A 16,305-nucleotide genomic window follows, 5' to 3' on the forward strand; every position below is an offset into this window, starting at 1 on the left:
GGGTGAGTGCACCCGCCCTCCCCCCGGAGGTCACCGCCCGCTGGCAGGCCCGCTTCCGCGCCCCGCGGGTGAGCCTGCCCGACTGGGCGCTGCGGGCGCCGGACCGCTCGCTGTACGCCTCCGACGTCAGCGGCGTCGTCGAGCAGTACGCCTGGGACCGCGGCACCGACGCCCACCGGCAGGCCACCGACCGGCCCAACGGCACGCTCATCGGCACGCTGTCCCCCGACGGCGAGCAGATCTGGTGGTTCGCCGACACCGACGGCGACGAGTTCGGCGTGTGGATGGTGCAGCCGTTCGCCGGCGGCGAGGACCGGGTCGCCGTGCCCGAGGTGGGCCCGGCCTACCCCGCCGGGCTGGAGATCGGCTCCTCGCTCGTGGCGATCGGCCGCTCCACCGACGACGGCAGCGAGCTGTGGCTGGCGCCCGCCGGCGGGACGCCGCGGGTGGTCTACCGGCACGAGGACCCGGCGTCGGTCGACGCGCTCACCCTCGACGACGAGCTGCTGGTGGTGTCGCACTCCGAGCACGGCGACCCCCGCTACCCGGCGCTGCGCGTGCTCCGGACGGCCGACACCACCGAGGACGCGCCCGCCGTCGTCGCCGAGAAGTGGGACGGCGAGGGCCGCGGCCTGCACGCGCTGGAGTTCGCCCCGCTGCCCGGTGACCGGCGGCTGCTGGTCGGCCACGAGCGCCGCGGCCGCGAGGAGCTGCTGGTCTGGGACGTCGCCGCCGGCACAGAGACCGAGATCGTCCTCGACCTGCCCGGCGACGTGACCGCCGGCTGGTACCCCGACGGCTCGGCGCTGCTCGTGGGCCACGACCACGCCGCCCGCAGCGAGCTGTACCGCTACGACCTCGGCACGGGCACGCTCGAGCGGCTGGACACCCCGCCCGGCGTCGTCCGCGGGGCCACTGCCCGGCCCGACGGCAGCGTGGAGCTGGCCTGGTCGTCGTCGGAGCGACCGCCGGTGATCCGCCGGGCCGACGGCCCCGTGGTGCTCGCCGCACCCGGCGAGGAGCCGCCCGCGGCCTACCCGGTGGAGGACCGCTGGGTGCCCGGCCCGGGCGGCGACGTGCACGCTCTGCTGGTCCGCCCGGCCGGGGAGCCGCCGTACGCGACGGCGTTCCTCGTGCACGGCGGCCCCGAGTCCGCCGACGACGACAGCTACCGCGCGCGGCGGGCGGCCTACGTCGACGCCGGGTACGCGGTCGTGCACGTCAACTACCGGGGCTCCACGGGCTACGGCAGCGCCTGGCGCGACGCGCTGACCGGCCGCCCGGGCCCGACCGAGCTCGAGGACGTCGCCGCCGTCTACGACGCGCTGGTCGCCGAGGGCATGCTCGACCCGGCGCGCGCGCTGATCACCGGGGGCTCGTGGGGCGGCTTCCTCACCCTGCTGGCGCTGGGCACCCAGCCCGAGCGCTGGGCGGCCGGCATCGCCGAGGTGCCGGTGGCCGACTACCTGGCCGCCTACGAGGACGAGATGGAGGGCCTGCGGGCCTACGACCGGGCGCTGTTCGGCGGGTCGCCGGAGGAGGTCCGGGAGCGGTACGAGCGCTCGTCGCCGATCACCTACGTCGAGCAGGTGCGCGCCCCGGTGCTGGTGGTGGCCGGTGCCAACGACCCGCGCTGCCCCATCCGGCAGATCGAGAACTACCTGGGCCGGCTGGCGGAGCTCGGCCGGTCGCACGAGGTGTACCGCTTCGACGCCGGGCACGGCTCCCTGGTCATCGAGGAGACGATCCGCCAGGTGGAGACGGCGCTGTCGTTCGCGATGCGGCACGTGCGGCCCTGATCCCCCGGGCGGGGAGCACGGCCACCACTGCCAGCGTCACCAGCAGGTAGAGGTCCTCGACGACGATGCCGACCACGCCGCGCTCGTGGTGGTGGCCCGTGGTGGCGAAGGCGAACCAGATCGCCGACGACGCCAGCACGCCCGCGGCCACCGCCGCCAGCGACCCGGCGAGCACCCGGGGCCGGTCGCGCCACCACCGCGGGGCGGGCGCGGCGGGCGGCGTGCCGGCGGCGACGTCGACGAGCACGACCAGCGCCGGCACCAGCCAGACGAGGTGGTGCGACCAGCTGATCGGGCTCACCAGGCAGGCGGCCAGGCCGGTGAGCGCGACCCCGGCCAGGTCGTCACCGGCCCGCGCGGCGCGCACCGCCCGGGTCAGGACGAACGCCAGCGCCGCGGCGGCGAGCAGCGCCCAGACCAGCCGCGGCGGCTCGGCGGGATCGGTGAGCCGCGCGAGCGCGCCGAGCAGCGACTGGTTGGACGTCTTGTCCAGCTTGCCCACGCGCTCGGTCTGCCACAGCGTCTCGGTCCAGAAGCGCCACGACGTGCCGGGCACGACCGCGAACGCCAGCAGCGTGGCCGCGGCGGCGGTGCCGGTCGCCACGGCTGCGGCGCGGGTTCGACGGGTGAGCAGCAGCCAGACGACGAACAGGCCGGGGGTGAGCTTGACCGCGGCGGCCAGGCCGATGCCGACGCCGGCCCACCGCGAGCCGCGCCGCAGCGCCGCGACGTCGGCGAGCACCAGCGCCATCAGGAACAGGTTGACCTGACCGAAGCCCATCGTCTCGCGCACCGGCTCGAGCACGAACAGCAGCGGCAGCGCCAGCACCCACGCCCACGGCAGCGGCCAGCCGTGCCGCCGGGCGAGCGGCGTGAGCAGCCACCACGCCAGCCCGCCCAGGACGACGACGTTGAGCAGCACGTGGCCGGCCGCGACCACCGGGTAGGGCAGCAGCGCCATCGGGAGCACCAGCAGCGCCGCGAACGGCGGGTAGGTGAAGCCGTAGGGACTGCGGCCGTAGGTGAAGTCGTAGAGCGGCTGCCCGTCCAGCCACCAGGCCACCGCGCCGCGGTAGACGCGCAGGTCGAAGAAGTCGTGCCAGGGGTCGTTGGGGACGACGACCGACACCCAGGCGACGACGCCCACCAGCGCGGCGAACAGCCCGACGCCGGCGGCGACGCGCCGCCGGCTCGTCGCGCCGGCCCGGGTGCCGGCCACGGGAGCGCTAGGCCTGGCCCCGGCGGGCGAGCAGCAGCTCGGCGATCTGCACGGTGTTGAGCGCCGCGCCCTTGCGCAGGTTGTCGTTGCTGATGAACAGCGCCAGCCCGCGGTCGCCGTCGACGCTCTGGTCCTGACGGATGCGCCCGACGTAGCTCGGGTCCCGGCCGGCGGCCTGCAGCGGCGTCGGGACGTCGGTGAGCTCCACGCCGGGGGCCTCGCCGAGCAGCTCGGTGGCCCGCGCGACCGTGAGCGGCCGGGCGAACTCGACGTTGAGCGACAGCGAGTGCCCGGTGAAGACCGGCACGCGCACGCAGGTGCCCGAGACCCGGAGGTCGGGGATGCCGAGGATCTTGCGGCTCTCGTTGCGGAGCTTCTGCTCCTCGTCGGTCTCGAACGAGCCGTCGTCGACCACGCTGCCGGCCATGGGCAGCACGTTGTAGGCGATCGGGCGCACGTACTTCTGCGGCTCGGGGAAGCTCACCGCCGACCCGTCGTGGGTGAGCGCGGCGGCCTTGTCGACGACGGCCTTCACCTGCCCGTCGAGCTCCTCCACGCCGGCCACCCCGCTGCCGGAGACGGCCTGGTACGTGCTGGCGACCATGCGGACCAGCTGGGCCTCGTCGTGCAGCGGCCGGAGCACCGGCATCGCGGCCATGGTGGTGCAGTTCGGGTTGGCGATGATCCCGCGCGGGACCTCGTCGAGTGCCTGCGGGTTGACCTCGGCGACGACGAGCGGCACGTCGGCGTCGCGCCGGAAGGCCGAGCTGTTGTCGATGACGGTGACGCCGGCCGCGGCGAACCGCGGCGCCTGGGCGCGGGAGGTGCTCGCGCCGGCGGAGAAGATCGCGACGTCGAGGCCGGCGGGGTCCGCGGTGGCGGCGTCCTCGACGGTGATCTCGACGGCATCCGGGCCACTGCCCCACGGCAGGGTGCGGCCGGCGCTGCGGGCGCTGGCGAAGAACCGCAGCTCGGCGAGCGGGAAGCGGCGCTCGGCGAGGACCTGGCGCACGACGGCGCCGACCTGCCCGGTGGCGCCGACGATCCCGACGCGGAGCCCGTCGCTGGTGAAGGTCATCGTCCGGTCCCTCCGTAGACCACGGCCTGCTCCTCGTCGGTGCCGAGGTCGAAGGCGTCGTGCACCGCGCGGACGGCGAGGTCGACGTCGGTGTCGCGGCAGACCACGGAGATGCGGATCTCCGAGGTGCTGATGAGCTCGAGGTTCACGCCGGCGTCGGCGAGCGCGCCGAAGAAGCGGGCCGAGACGCCGGGGTGGCTGCGCATGCCGGCGCCGACCAGGCTGACCTTGCCGATGTGCTGGTCGAAGCGGACGTCGCTGTAGCCGACGGTGTGCTTGACCTTCTCCAGCGCGGCGATCGCGGTGGGCCCGTCGCTCTTGGGGAGCGTGAAGGAGATGTCGGCGAGCTTGCTGGTCTCGGCCGACACGTTCTGCACGATCATGTCGATGTTGATCTCGGCGTCGGCCAGCACGCGGAAGATCTGCGCGGCCTCGCCCGGCCGGTCCGGCACGCCGTAGACGGTGATCTTGCCCTCGCTGCGGTCGTGCGCGACGCCGGTGATGATCGCCTGTTCCACGCTGAGGTCCTCCATCGAGCCGGTCACCACGGTGCCGGGGAGCTGTGAGTAGGAGCTGCGGACGTGCACCGGGATGCCGTAGCGGCGGGCGTACTCGACGCAGCGGAGCATGAGCACCTTCGCGCCGGACGCGGCCAGCTCGAGCATCTCCTCGTAGGTGACGGTCTCGAGCCGGCGGGCGTTGGGGACGATCCGCGGGTCGGCGGTGAACACGCCGTCGACGTCGGTGTAGATCTCGCAGACGTCGGCGCGCAGGGCCGCGGCGACGGCGACGGCGGTGGTGTCGGAGCCGCCGCGGCCGAGCGTGGTGATGTCCTTGGTGTCCTGGCTGACGCCCTGGAAGCCGGCGACGATGACGATCGAGCCCTCGTCGAGCGCCGAGCGCAACCGGCCGGGCGTGACGTCGATGATGCGGGCCTTGCCGTGGCTCGACGTCGTGATCACGCCGGCCTGCGAGCCGGTGAACGACCGCGCCTCGTAACCGTGGGTGTTGATCGCGATGGCGAGCAGCGCCATGGAGATGCGCTCGCCCGCGGTGAGCAGCATGTCGAGCTCGCGGCCGGGCGGCTCGTCGGTGATCTGCGCCGCCTGGTCGAGCAGTTCGTCGGTGGTGTCGCCCATGGCGGAGACGACCACGACGACGTCGTTGCCGGCCTTCTTCTCGGCCACGATCCGCTCGGCGACACGCTTGATGTGGGCGGCGGAGGCGACGGAGGAGCCACCGTACTTCTGCACGACGAGGGCCACGGGTCCACAGGCTACCGATCCCGGCCCGGTCCTCCGTGATCCAGCCCGGTCCCGTCCCGTTGCGCCGCGCCGGGGCGGGCGTTGTGATCATGGGGTGACCGACCCCGTGGAGTGGCTGCTCAGCCCCGAGGAACGGGGCAACCACGCCACCGACCTGCCGCCGTGGACCGAGGGCAACCTCGCCGTCCCGCTGGTGCACGGGGCCGCGTACTTCGACGCGCTGGTGGAGGCGGTCGAGGTGCTCGACGAGGGCGACCACCTCTTCTTCACCGACTGGCGCGGCGACCCCGACGAGGAGCTGCGCCCCGGCGGGCCCACGGTGGCGCAGCTGTTCACCGAGGCCGTGCAGCGCGGCGTGACCGTGCGCGGGCTGGTGTGGCGCTCGCACGTGGACTGGCTGTCGTTCAGCGCCCGGGAGAACCGCGCGCTCGACCGCGAGGTCGAGGACGGCGGCGGGCTCGTCGTGCTCGACCAGCGCGTGCGCCGCGGCGGCAGCCACCACCAGAAGCTCGTCGTCTGCCGGCACGACCAGGACGCCACCAAGGACGTCGCCTTCGTCGGCGGCATCGACCTGTGCCACAGCCGACGCGACGACGCCGACCACCGCGGCGACCCGCAGACGCTGCCCATGGCGGCGGCGTACGGGCCGACGCCGCCGTGGCACGACGTCCAGCTCATGATCCGGGGGCCGGCCGTGGGCGCGCTCGACACGGTGTTCCGGGAGCGCTGGGACGACCCGATGGACCCCGACGAGGGCAACCCCATCGCCCACCTCATCGACCGGTTCAGCCGCAGCCGGATGTACGGCGACCCGCTGCCGCCGCAGCTGCCGCCCCCTCCCCCGGCGGGGCCGCACCTGGTGCAGAACCTGCGGACCTATCCGGCGATCCGCCCGCCGTACAGCTTCGCGCCCGACGGCGAGCGGTCGGTGGCGCGCGGGTACTCCAAGGCGATCAAGCGGGCGCGGCGGCTCATCTACCTCGAGGACCAGTACATGTGGTCGGGCGAGGTGGCGGAGCTGTTCGCCGACGCGCTGCGCGAGCACCCCGACCTGCACCTGGTCGTGGTCGTGCCGCGGGTGCCCGACCAGGACGGCGCGATCGCCCAGCGCCCGCAGTACGTGGGCCGCTGGCAGGCGCTGGAGATGTGCCGCCGGGCCGGCCGCGACCGGGTGCACGTCTACGACGTGGAGAACCACGAGGGCACGCCGGTGTACGTGCACGCGAAGGTGTGCGTGGTCGACGACGTGTGGGCCAGTGTCGGCAGCGACAACTTCAACCGGCGCTCGTGGACGCACGACAGCGAGCTGTCCTCGGCGGTCCTCGACACCACGCTCGACCCCCGGGAGCCGCGCGACCCGGCCGGCACCGGTGACGGCGCCCGCACCTTCGCCCGCGACCTGCGGCTGGTCCTGGCCCGCGAGCACACCGACCGGGCCGACGACGGCAGCGAGGACGCCGACCTGCTCGACCCCGAGGCCTTCGTCGCCACCCTCGACGCGGCCGCCGACGCCCTCGACGCCTGGCACGCGAACGGCCGGCAGGGGCCGCGTCCGCGCGGCCGGCTGCGCCACCACCGGCCCGAGCAGCTGTCGTTCCCCACGCGCCTCTGGGCGACGCCGCTGTACCGCCTGGTCGACGACCCCGACGGCCGCCCGCTCCGCCTCCGCCGCCGCCGCGAGTTCTGAGCAGCCGGGCCGGATCCGGCCGCCCCGCCGCACCGCTCCTCATGGGCACCGCTCTCAGGGCACATGTCCTCCCGAGCCGAGTCGTGCTCTGCACACCCCTGCGTGCAGAGCACGACCGCACACCAGCCCCCACCTCGGCTCACCTTCGTGCTCTGCACACTCCTGCGTGCAGAGCACGACCGCGCTCGCGGGGACGTACCACAGCTCACCTTCGTGCTCTGCACACTCCTGTGGGCAGAGCACGACCGTCCCCAGGAGGACACACGCCCTCCCGAGGCCGGCCACCGCGGGCGACCCTCAGGCCGTGTCCGCCTTCGACCTCCCCGGCTTCGTGCGGCGCATCCGCCGTACGGCCGACCTGTCGCAGCGCGAACTGGCACGGGCCGCGGGGGTACCCGGCACGACCATCGCCGCCGCCGAGGCCGGCTCCCGGGGACTCGACGCGCGCGTGCTCGCCCGGCTCGCGGACACGGCCGGGTTGCGGCTGGCGCTGCTCGACGGCGAGGGGCACGAGGTGGCGCCGATGGACGGCGGGGCCGTGCGTGACGAGGGCGGCCGCCGCTACCCGGCGCACCTCGACGTCCGGCACGGCGACGACGCGTGGTGGCACGGCCCGCACCGCTACGACCGCGACCCGGTGACCTACACCTTCGACCGCGACCGCCGGTGGCGAGACCTCCGGCGCGTCCGTCGGGGCATCCCGGACGACCACCAGCGACCGCAGCCGGGGGACGGCCTGCGCGACCGCGCCGAGGCCCGGCGGCGCGCCGCGCTACGGGCCTGGCGGGAGCGCGTCGAGGAGGCCCGGGCGGCCGCCGCGGCCCGCCCGGATCCGGTCTGCACCTGCCCGCCTGCCTGCGACGACGTCTTCCTCGACGACCGGCCGCCCACCCCCGGACGGCTGCGGCCGCATGCGCCGGACTGCGCGTGTGGCTGCAGCCTCGACTGACCCGCTGCTACCGTGGGCCCGTGCGCGGCAGCCTCCTGCTTACCCGCCGCGGCGAGGCCCTCTCCTAGGTCGGCCCCCTCGCCGCGGAGTCCCGCGCGTCCCCGGCGCCTGCTGACCGCCCCACCGGAGCGACAGTCCAGCCCGCGCCAGAGGAGTCAGACCACCGTGAGCAGCCCGCAGCACCCGCACGCCCGCAACCCCCAGCGCCCCTCGGGGATGCCGGTCTCCCGCTACGCCCCCTTCCAGCCGGTCGACCTGCCCGACCGCACCTGGCCCGACACCGTCACCACGGCCGCGCCGCGCTGGTGCGCCGTCGACCTGCGGGACGGCAACCAGGCACTGATCGACCCCATGTCGCCCGACCGCAAGCGGCGGATGTTCGACCTGCTGGTCCGCATGGGCTACAAGGAGATCGAGGTCGGCTTCCCGGCCGCCAGCCAGACGGACTTCGACTTCGTCCGGCAGCTGGTCGAGGAGGACCTGGTACCCGACGACGTCACGATCCAGGTCCTCACCCAGGCCCGCGACGAGCTGATCGAGCGCACCTTCGAGTCCCTGCGCGGCGCCCGGCAGGCGATCGTGCACCTGTACAACTCGACGAGCACCCTGCAGCGCCGGGTCGTCTTCGGCTCCGACCGCGCCGGCATCGTCGACATCGCCGTCCACGGCGCCCGGCTGGTCCGCAAGCTGACCGAGCAGATGGGCGACACCGAGATCCGCTACCAGTACAGCCCGGAGTCCTTCACCGGCACCGAGCTGGACTTCGCCGTCGAGATCTGCAACGCCGTCACCGACGTCTGGGAGCCCACCCCCGACCGGCCGACGATCCTCAACCTGCCGGCCACCGTCGAGATGGCCGAGCCCACAGTCTACGCCGACCAGATCGAGTGGATGCACCGCAACCTGGGCCGGCGCGACGCCGTCGTCCTGAGCCTGCACCCGCACAACGACCGCGGCACCGCCGTCGCCGCCGCCGAGCTCGGCTACCGCGCCGGCGCCGACCGCATCGAGGGCTGCCTGTTCGGCAACGGCGAGCGCACCGGCAACGTCGACCTGGTCACCCTCGGCCTGAACCTGTTCAGCCAGGGCATCGACCCGCAGATCGACTTCTCCGACATCGACGACATCCGCCGCACCGTCGAGTACTGCAACCAGCTGGGCGTGCACGAGCGGCACCCCTACGGCGGCGACCTCGTCTACACCGCCTTCTCCGGCTCCCACCAGGACGCCATCAACAAGGGCTTCAAGGCCCTGGAGGCCGACGCGCAGGCCGCCGGGAAGTCCGTCGACGAGATGACCTGGGCGGTCCCCTACCTGCCGATCGACCCCAAGGACGTGGGCCGCAGCTACGAGGCGGTCATCCGGGTCAACAGCCAGTCCGGCAAGGGCGGCGTCGCCTACATCATGAAGACCGAGAACCACCTCGACCTGCCGCGCCGGCTGCAGATCGAGTTCAGCGCGGTCATCCAGCGGCACACCGACGACGAGGGCGGTGAGGTCACCGCCGCGCAGATGTGGACCGCCTTCAGCAGCGAGTACCTGCCCGACCCCGACGCCCCGTGGGGCCGGTTCGCGCTGGCCGGCCACCGGCACACCACCCACGGCGACACCCTCGACGAGATGGTCGTGGAGCTGACCGACGGCGGCGTCCCCGTCACCGTGCAGGGCCGCGGCAACGGCCCCATCGCCGCCTTCGTCGACGCGCTGAAGAGCCTCGACGTCGACGTCCGGGTGCTCGACTACGCCGAGCACGCGCTGTCCGCCGGCGGCGACGCCCGCGCCGCCGCCTACGTCGAGTGCGCCGTGGGCGACCGGGTGCTGTGGGGCGTGGGCATCGACCCGAACATCGTCAGCGCGTCGCTGCGCGCCGTCGTCTCCGCGGTCAACCGCGCCCAGCGGTAGCCGGGGCAGGGCCGGGCGGGCGCCTCAGAGGCCCGCCCGGCCCGCCCCGTCGCGCTCGGGCGGGGCGTCGCCGGGCTCGTCGCCGCGGTACGCGTCGTCCTGCGCCCCGGCGCCGCGCAGCTCGTCGACCAGCAGCAGGTCGCGCCGGACGTGCCGGCGACGGTAGGCCACCCGGCTGATCAGGTGCGCGCTGACCGGCGCGGTGAGCAGCTGGAACGCCGCCACGAGCAGCAGCATCCAGGCGTTCGCCCAGCCGTCGAGGCGGATCGCCGCGCCCACCATCACCAGCAGCACGCCCAGCACCTGCGGCTTGGTGCCGGCGTGCATCCGCGACAGCACGTCCGGGAAGCGCACGAGGCCCAACCCGGCGGTCAGGCAGAGGGACGCGCCGGCCACCAGGCAGGCGTACGCGACGACGTCGGCGAGGGCGGTCACGACCGGCCCTCCCGCTCCTCGGCGGCCACCGGCAGCCCGACGTCCCGCCCGTCGTCGGTGCGCGCACGCAGCAGCATGCCGCCGACGTAGCGCGCCACCGACACCGAGCCGACGAAGGCGAGCAGCGACACCACCACCAGCACGGGCACGAGCGTCGGGTCGCGCACCAGGGCCGCGTGCACCGCGAGCCCCGCCGCGATGATCACCAGCAGCGTGTCGGTGGCGACCACCCGGTCCAGCAGCGACGGCCCGCGCACCAGCCGCACGAGGGCCAGCAGCGCTCCCCCGCCGATCAGCGCGTACAGCACCACGGCCACCGCGATCACGGCGTCCGCACCTCGTCGCGCGCGCCCGCCCCGGCCCGCTCGAGCGCCTCGAGGTCCTCCGGCGCCCCGAACGCCCGCACGAGCCGCTCCTCGACCACCAGCACGTGGGCGCGCTTGCGCTCCACGTCGGCGCGGTCGCGGACGGGCAGCAGGTGCAGGGTCATCACCCGCTGCTCCCGGTCGAGGTCGAGCACCAGCGAGCCCGGCACCAGGGAGATCGCCTCGGCGACCATCGTCAGCAGCAGGTCGGAGTCGACGCGCAGCTGCACGCGCACGATCGCCGTGCGGCGCACCCCCGCCGGGCGCACCGTCTGCCAGGCCACCTCGGCGCCCGACACGAACAGGTCGACGACGAAGTGACCGAGGAAGACCAGCAGCGGCACCGGCCGCACCCGCACCCCGCCGACGACGTGCGGCAGGGGCAGCAGGACCAGCACCACCAGCGCGACGACCAGGCCGGACAGCAGGTTGGCCCACGACCAGCTTCCCCACAGCAGCATCCAGACGAGCACCAGCCAGACGACGAGCGGGACCTGGTGGCGCAGCCGCGTGGCGGCCGGTTCCACGGTCACGGCACCTCCTCCTCACCGAACACCGACGTGACGTAGGGCGAGCGGTCGTACAGGTCGGTCGAGGCCCGGTCGGCCAGGCCGTAGAGCGGGCCGGCCAGCCCGGTGAGCGCCACCGTGAGGGTCACCAGCGCCGTGGTCGCGCCGACCATCGTGCGCGGCAGCGGGCGCAGCGCCCGCACCGCGCCGGCCGCCGGCGGCAGGTCCGGCTCGGACGCCGTCGCCACCGCGGTGTGCCGGCGCCAGGCGTCGCTGAACGCGGTGCGCGGCCGGCCGTCGCCGTCCCCGTCGCCGGACCCCGGGATGCCGGAGGACTCGGGCGCCTCGTCCACGGGCCGCCGGCGGGAGGTGGCGTCGGCCGCCGCGGCCGCGGCGGTCTCCTCGGCCGGAGCCTGGTTCGGCGACCGCCAGAAGGCCCGGGTCCACACGCGGGCGACGGCGAGCAGCGTGAGCAGGCTGGTGACGACCCCGCCGGCCACGAGGGTGTACGCCGCGGCGCTCCCGTGCGCGACGCCGGCCTCCAGCAGCCCGAGCTTGCCGATGAACCCCGACAGCGGCGGGATGCCGGCCAGGTTCATCGCGGGCACGAAGAACAGCACCGCCAGCAGCGGCGAGCGCCGGGCGAGCCCGCCCAGCCGGTTGACCGACGTCGTCCCGCCCTGCCGCTCGACGAGCCCCGCGACCAGGAACAGCGTCGTCTGGATGGCGATGTGGTGCGCGACGTAGAAGACCGCGCCGGCCAGGCCCGCCGCCGTGCCGAGGGCGATGCCGAACACCATGTAGCCGATGTGGCTGACCAGCGTGAACGACAGCATCCGGCGCAGGTCGCTCTGCGCGACGGCGCCGAGGATGCCGACGACCATCGTCGCCAGCGCCGCCCAGATCAGCACGTCGTCCAGCGCGCCGCCGGGGAACAGCAGCGTCTGCGTGCGGATGAGCGCGTAGACACCGACCTTGGTGAGCAGCCCGGCGAACACGGCGGTGACCGGGGCGGGCGCCGTCGGGTAGCTGTCGGGCAGCCAGGCCGACAGCGGGAAGACCGCGGCCTTGATGCCGAACGCGACGAGCAGCATCGACTGCAGCAGCACCTGGGTGCCCTCGGGGAGCTCGCCGAGGCGCACCGCCAGCTGGGCCATGTTGACGGTGCCGGTGGCGGCGTAGACCAGGCCGATCGCGGCGAGGAACAGCAGCGAGCTGGTCAGGCTGACCACGATGTAGGTGACGCCACCGCGGATGCGCGGGGCCGTGCCGCCGAGGGTCAGCAGCACGTAGGACGCCATCAGCAGGATCTCGAAGCCGACGTAGAGGTTGAACAGGTCGCCGGCGAGGAACGCGTTGCTCACGCCCGCGACCAGCACCAGGAACGTCGGGTGGAAGATCGACAGCGGCGTCTCCTCCGACCCGTCGGCCGCGCCCTGGCCGACGGCGAAGACGAGGACGCCGAGCGCGACGGTCGAGGCGACCACCAGCATCAACGCCGACAGCCGGTCGACGACGAGCACGATGCCCAGCGGGACCGGCCAGCCGCCCACCGACACCGCGCTGGCGCCCTCCGCGTCGGCGACGAACAGCAGGACCACCGAGACGGCGAGCACCGCGGTGAGCACCAGCGTGCTGAGCGTGCGCTGGAACGTCGGGTGCCGGGCGACCAGCAGGGCGCCGGCCGCGCCGAGCAGCGGCAGCAGGACCGGCAGCGGCGCGAGGACCCCGATCACGAGGGACCCCGGCCGGCCGGCACGTCGACGTCGTCGGCCAGCTCCTCGACGTCGGCGGGCAGCGAGTCGGCGTGCATGGCCGCGCGGTCCTCGGGGGCGAGGTCGTCGGGGTCGAGCTCGTCGGCGTCGGTGTCGCGGCGGGCGGCGACCCGGCGGTCCTCCTCGTCGGTGCCGACGGCCTCGTTGCGCGCCAGCCGCCACGAGCGGTGGATCAGCGCCAGGAGGAACGCCGAGATGCCGAAGGTGATGACGATGGCGGTGAGCACCAGTGCCTGCGGCAGCGGGTCGTTGATCTCCTCGGCGTCGGAGTAGCCGAGGATCGGCGCCAGCCCCGCCGGGCCGCCGGTCGACAGCAGCAGCAGGTTCGTGGCGTTGCCCAGCAGCAGGAAGCCCAGCAGGACGCGGGTGAGGCTGCGGTCGAGCAGCAGGTACACGCCCGCCGCGTACAGCCCGCCGATCATCACCGGCAGCACGATCGTGGGGGTCATCGCAGCACCACCTCCCCGGGGGCGAGTTCGATCGGGTCCTCCTGGTCCTCCTGGCGGTCGAGCTCCGCGCCGAGGCTGCGCAGCACGTCGAGCACCAGGCCGACGACGATCAGGTAGACGCCGCAGTCGAAGAACAGCGACGTCACGAGCTTGACGTCGCCGAGGACCGGCAGCGTCGTCTGCAGGATCGCCGTCTGCAGCACGTCGCCGCCGACCAGCAGCCCGGCGACGCCGGTGGCGCCCGCGAACAGCAGGCCGCTGCCCAGCAGCAGGCCGGGGGCCACCGGCGCGGCCTCGCCCAGCTCGTACCGGCCGCCGGCGAGGTAGCGCAGCACCAGCGCCAGCCCCGCGACCAGGCCGCCGGCGAAGCCGCCGCCGGGCTCGTTGTGGCCGCTGAACAGCAGGTACAGCGAGAACACGGTGATCGTGTGGAACAGCAGCCGGGTGACCACCTCGAGCACGACCGAGCGGCGGGCGGGGTCGAGGGTGGCGGTGGCGGCCAGCCAGCGGTCGCGCGGCGCCCGGCGACTGCGCTCGGCCGAGCGGGTCAGCTCGGCGCGGGTCACCCGGTCCACCCCGCCGGTGCGGCCGCGGAGGAACACCAGGCTGGCCACGCCGGTCGCGGCGACGACGAGCAGCGAGACCTCGCCGATGGTGTCCCAGGCGCGGATGTCGACCAGCGTCACGTTGACGACGTTCTTGCCGCCGCCGAAGTCGTAGGCCGGGCCCGGCCAGCCCGCCGACACCGGCGGCGCCGTGCGCACCGCCATCGCCACGGCGCCCACCGCGCCCATGAACGCGCCCACCGCGACGGCGATCACGCCGCGCACCGCCCGCTCGCGGGGCCGGTGCCGCTCGGAGATGTCCTTGGGCAGCTTGCGCAGCACCAGCACGAACACGACGAGGGTGAGCGTCTCGACGAGGAACTGGGTGAGCGCCAGGTCGGGCGCGCCCTGCAGCGCGAAGACGACGGCGATGCCGTAGCCGGTGACGCCGACGACGAGCACCGCGGACAGCCGCTGCCGGATCCGCAGGGTGAGCGCGGCGGCGGTCACCACGACGACGCCGACGACGGCCTGCACCGGGGTGTCCCAGGCCCGCCACTCCCCCGGCCACGGTGCCTGCGTGAGCAGCAGCGTACCGGGCAGCGCGAGGACGACGACGAGGATCGTGCCGAGGTAGGCCGGCAGCGACCCACGCTGGGTGGTGCCGGTGACCAGGACCGAGAGCCGGTCGACGCCCTGCAGGACGTTCCAGTAGCCCTCGTCCGCCGAGGCGCCCACGGCCACCCGGCCCTGCAGGCGCTGCACCGGCCCGCGGAGGGCGAACAGCGCGGCGCCGCCGAGCACGGTGAGCGCCGACAGCGCCAGCGCCGGCTGCCAGCCGTGCCAGAGCGCCAGGTGCTCGGCCTCGGGGGCGAGCAGGGGCAGCGTCTCGGCGTACGCGGCGACCAGCGGGTCCAGCACCGGGCTCAGTGGCCCCAGCACGAGGCCGGTGAGCGCGAGGACGGCGGGCGCGGCGAGGAACAGCGCGCCCGGCGGGTGCTCGACCGCGGTGTCGGGGACGCCGGGCTTGCGGGCGAACGCGCCCCACACGAACCGGGCGGTGTAGGCCGCGGTGAGCACGGAGCCGAGGACCAGGCCGGCGAGCACGACCAGGGCGACCGTGCGGTCGGGCAGGCCGCCGTCGAGCAGGGCGGTGAAGGCCGCCTCCTTGCCGACGAACCCCAGCAGCGGCGGCAGCCCGGCCATCGACGCCGCGGCGGCGCCGCCGATCGCGGCCAGGACGGGCAGCCGGCGGCCGAGGCCGGACAGCCTGCGCAGGTCGCGGGTGCCGGTGGCGTGGTCGACGACGCCGACGGTGAGGAACAGCGTGGACTTGAACAGCCCGTGCGCGAGCGTCATGGCCAGGCCCGCGGCGGCGAGCTCCGCGCTGCCGGCGCCGACCAGCACCACGAGGAAGCCGAGCTGGCTGACGGTGCCGAACGCCAGCAGCAGCTTGACGTCCTTCTGCCGCAGCGCGCGGTAGCCGCCGAGCAGCATGGTGGCCACGCCCAGGCCGAGCACCACCGGCCGCCAGCCGGGGACGTCGGCCAGGCCGGGCGCCAGCCGGGCGACCAGGTACACGCCGGCCTTCACCATCGCCGCGGCGTGCAGGTAGGCGCTGACCGGCGTCGGCGCCTCCATGGCCGCGGGCAGCCAGAAGTGGAACGGCACGAGCGCGGACTTGGTGACCGCGCCGGCCAGCACCAGGGCCACGCCGGCGGTCATCGCGGTGCCGCTGCCGGGGGCGGCGACGACCTCCGAGAGCAGGTACGAGCCGCTCGCCTGGCCGATGACGATCAGGCCGACGAGCATCGCCAGGCCGCCGGCGGTGGTCAGGACCAGCGCCTGCGACGCCGCCCGCCGCGCGGCCAGCCGCCGTCCCGAGCCGCCGATGAGCAGGAACGAGAAGACGGTGGTGAGCTCCCAGAACACGTAGAGCAGGAGCATGTCGTCGGCGAGGACGAGCCCGAGCATGGAGCCCGCGAAGGCGGTGAGGCACCCGGCGAAGCGGCCGGTCCCCTCCTCGCCGGGCTCGAAGTACCGGGCGCAGTAGACGAGCACCAGGGCCCCGACGCCGGTGACCAGCGCCGCGAACGTGAGCGACAGGGCGTCCAGGCGCAGGGCGACGTCGAGGTCGAGCGCCGGGATCCAGGGCACCGTCTCGCGCTGCTCCTCGCCGGCGAGGACCGGCCCGAGCCGGGACAGCACCCAGCCGAACCCGGCCGCGGGCACCAGGGCCAGGGCGAGGAAGGCCTGCCTCCCCCACCACCGCACGAGCACGGGCGCCAGCAGTCCGGCGGACAGGTGGAGGATCAGCAGTACGAGCAC

13 protein-coding genes are annotated in these 16,305 nt (G+C 74.6%); 4 read left to right on the forward strand and 9 right to left on the reverse strand.

The features are described 5' to 3' along the window. The first annotated feature begins 2 nt into the window (after window positions 1–2). Window positions 3–1,799 carry a S9 family peptidase gene (locus WA616_RS12905; RefSeq protein WP_336030341.1) on the forward strand — a complete coding sequence of 599 codons (1,797 nt, stop codon included), beginning with the start codon at window positions 3–5 and terminating at the stop codon, window positions 1,797–1,799. Here the strand turns inward: WA616_RS12905 and WA616_RS12910 are convergent. Genes WA616_RS12910 through WA616_RS12920 form a run of 3 tightly spaced genes read right to left on the reverse strand, consistent with a single transcriptional unit; the run spans window position 1,732 to window position 5,361 of the window. Then, window positions 1,732–3,018 (reverse strand): glycosyltransferase 87 family protein, encoded by a 1,287-nt coding sequence (locus tag WA616_RS12910; protein WP_336030343.1) that lies wholly within the window; start codon window positions 3,016–3,018, stop codon window positions 1,732–1,734. The two genes, WA616_RS12905 and WA616_RS12910, sit on opposite strands and share 68 nt — an antisense overlap. A 7-nt stretch (window positions 3,019–3,025) precedes the next feature. Beyond that, window positions 3,026–4,096 (reverse strand): aspartate-semialdehyde dehydrogenase, encoded by a 1,071-nt coding sequence (locus tag WA616_RS12915; protein ID WP_336030344.1) that lies wholly within the window; start codon window positions 4,094–4,096, stop codon window positions 3,026–3,028. Next, window positions 4,093–5,361: an aspartate kinase gene (locus tag WA616_RS12920; protein WP_336030345.1), complete on the reverse strand. Its 1,269-nt coding sequence runs from the start codon at window positions 5,359–5,361 to the stop codon at window positions 4,093–4,095. The genes WA616_RS12915 and WA616_RS12920 overlap by 4 nt, the downstream gene beginning before the upstream one ends. A gap of 94 nt (window positions 5,362–5,455) precedes the next feature. On the opposite strand from WA616_RS12920, the gene WA616_RS12925 reads away from it, so the two are divergent. The 3 genes from WA616_RS12925 (at window position 5,456) to leuA (ending at window position 9,899) form a co-directional block, all read left to right on the forward strand. Further along, a complete protein-coding gene (locus WA616_RS12925; RefSeq protein WP_336030346.1) occupies window positions 5,456–7,048 on the forward strand; it encodes a phospholipase D family protein in 1,593 nt (530 codons plus the stop codon). A gap of 304 nt (window positions 7,049–7,352) precedes the next feature. After that, entirely contained in the window at window positions 7,353–7,997 is a 645-nt protein-coding gene (locus WA616_RS12930; protein ID WP_336030347.1) for a helix-turn-helix domain-containing protein, read from the forward strand. Between the two features lie 165 nt (window positions 7,998–8,162). Continuing rightward, a complete protein-coding gene (gene leuA, locus WA616_RS12935; protein WP_336030348.1) occupies window positions 8,163–9,899 on the forward strand; it encodes a 2-isopropylmalate synthase in 1,737 nt (578 codons plus the stop codon). Between the two features lie 24 nt (window positions 9,900–9,923). Here the strand turns inward: leuA and mnhG are convergent, their stop codons facing one another. From mnhG to WA616_RS12965, 6 genes are read right to left on the reverse strand one after another with little or no spacing between them, the layout of a single operon-like run. After that, window positions 9,924–10,334 (reverse strand): monovalent cation/H(+) antiporter subunit G, encoded by a 411-nt coding sequence (gene mnhG, locus WA616_RS12940; RefSeq protein ID WP_336030350.1) that lies wholly within the window; start codon window positions 10,332–10,334, stop codon window positions 9,924–9,926. After that, window positions 10,331–10,660 (reverse strand): monovalent cation/H+ antiporter complex subunit F, encoded by a 330-nt coding sequence (locus tag WA616_RS12945; protein WP_336030352.1) that lies wholly within the window; start codon window positions 10,658–10,660, stop codon window positions 10,331–10,333. The genes mnhG and WA616_RS12945 overlap by 4 nt, the downstream gene beginning before the upstream one ends. Further along, entirely contained in the window at window positions 10,657–11,232 is a 576-nt protein-coding gene (locus tag WA616_RS12950) for a Na+/H+ antiporter subunit E (protein WP_336030353.1), read from the reverse strand. The genes WA616_RS12945 and WA616_RS12950 overlap by 4 nt, the downstream gene beginning before the upstream one ends. Next, window positions 11,229–12,944, reverse strand: a complete 1,716-nt coding sequence (locus tag WA616_RS12955; RefSeq protein WP_336030354.1) for a Na+/H+ antiporter subunit D — start codon at window positions 12,942–12,944, stop codon at window positions 11,229–11,231. The genes WA616_RS12950 and WA616_RS12955 overlap by 4 nt, the downstream gene beginning before the upstream one ends. Then, on the reverse strand, window positions 12,941–13,432 hold the full coding sequence (locus tag WA616_RS12960; protein WP_336030356.1) for a Na(+)/H(+) antiporter subunit C: 492 nt from the start codon (window positions 13,430–13,432) through the stop codon (window positions 12,941–12,943). The genes WA616_RS12955 and WA616_RS12960 overlap by 4 nt, the downstream gene beginning before the upstream one ends. Continuing rightward, window positions 13,429–16,305 (reverse strand): Na+/H+ antiporter subunit A, encoded by a 2,877-nt coding sequence (locus tag WA616_RS12965; protein ID WP_336030357.1) that lies wholly within the window; start codon window positions 16,303–16,305, stop codon window positions 13,429–13,431. The genes WA616_RS12960 and WA616_RS12965 overlap by 4 nt, the downstream gene beginning before the upstream one ends.

Origin of the sequence: Geodermatophilus sp. FMUSA9-8 (genome assembly GCF_037034165.1) — a bacterium.
In the GTDB taxonomy this organism is placed as follows: domain Bacteria; phylum Actinomycetota; class Actinomycetes; order Mycobacteriales; family Geodermatophilaceae; genus Geodermatophilus; species Geodermatophilus nigrescens.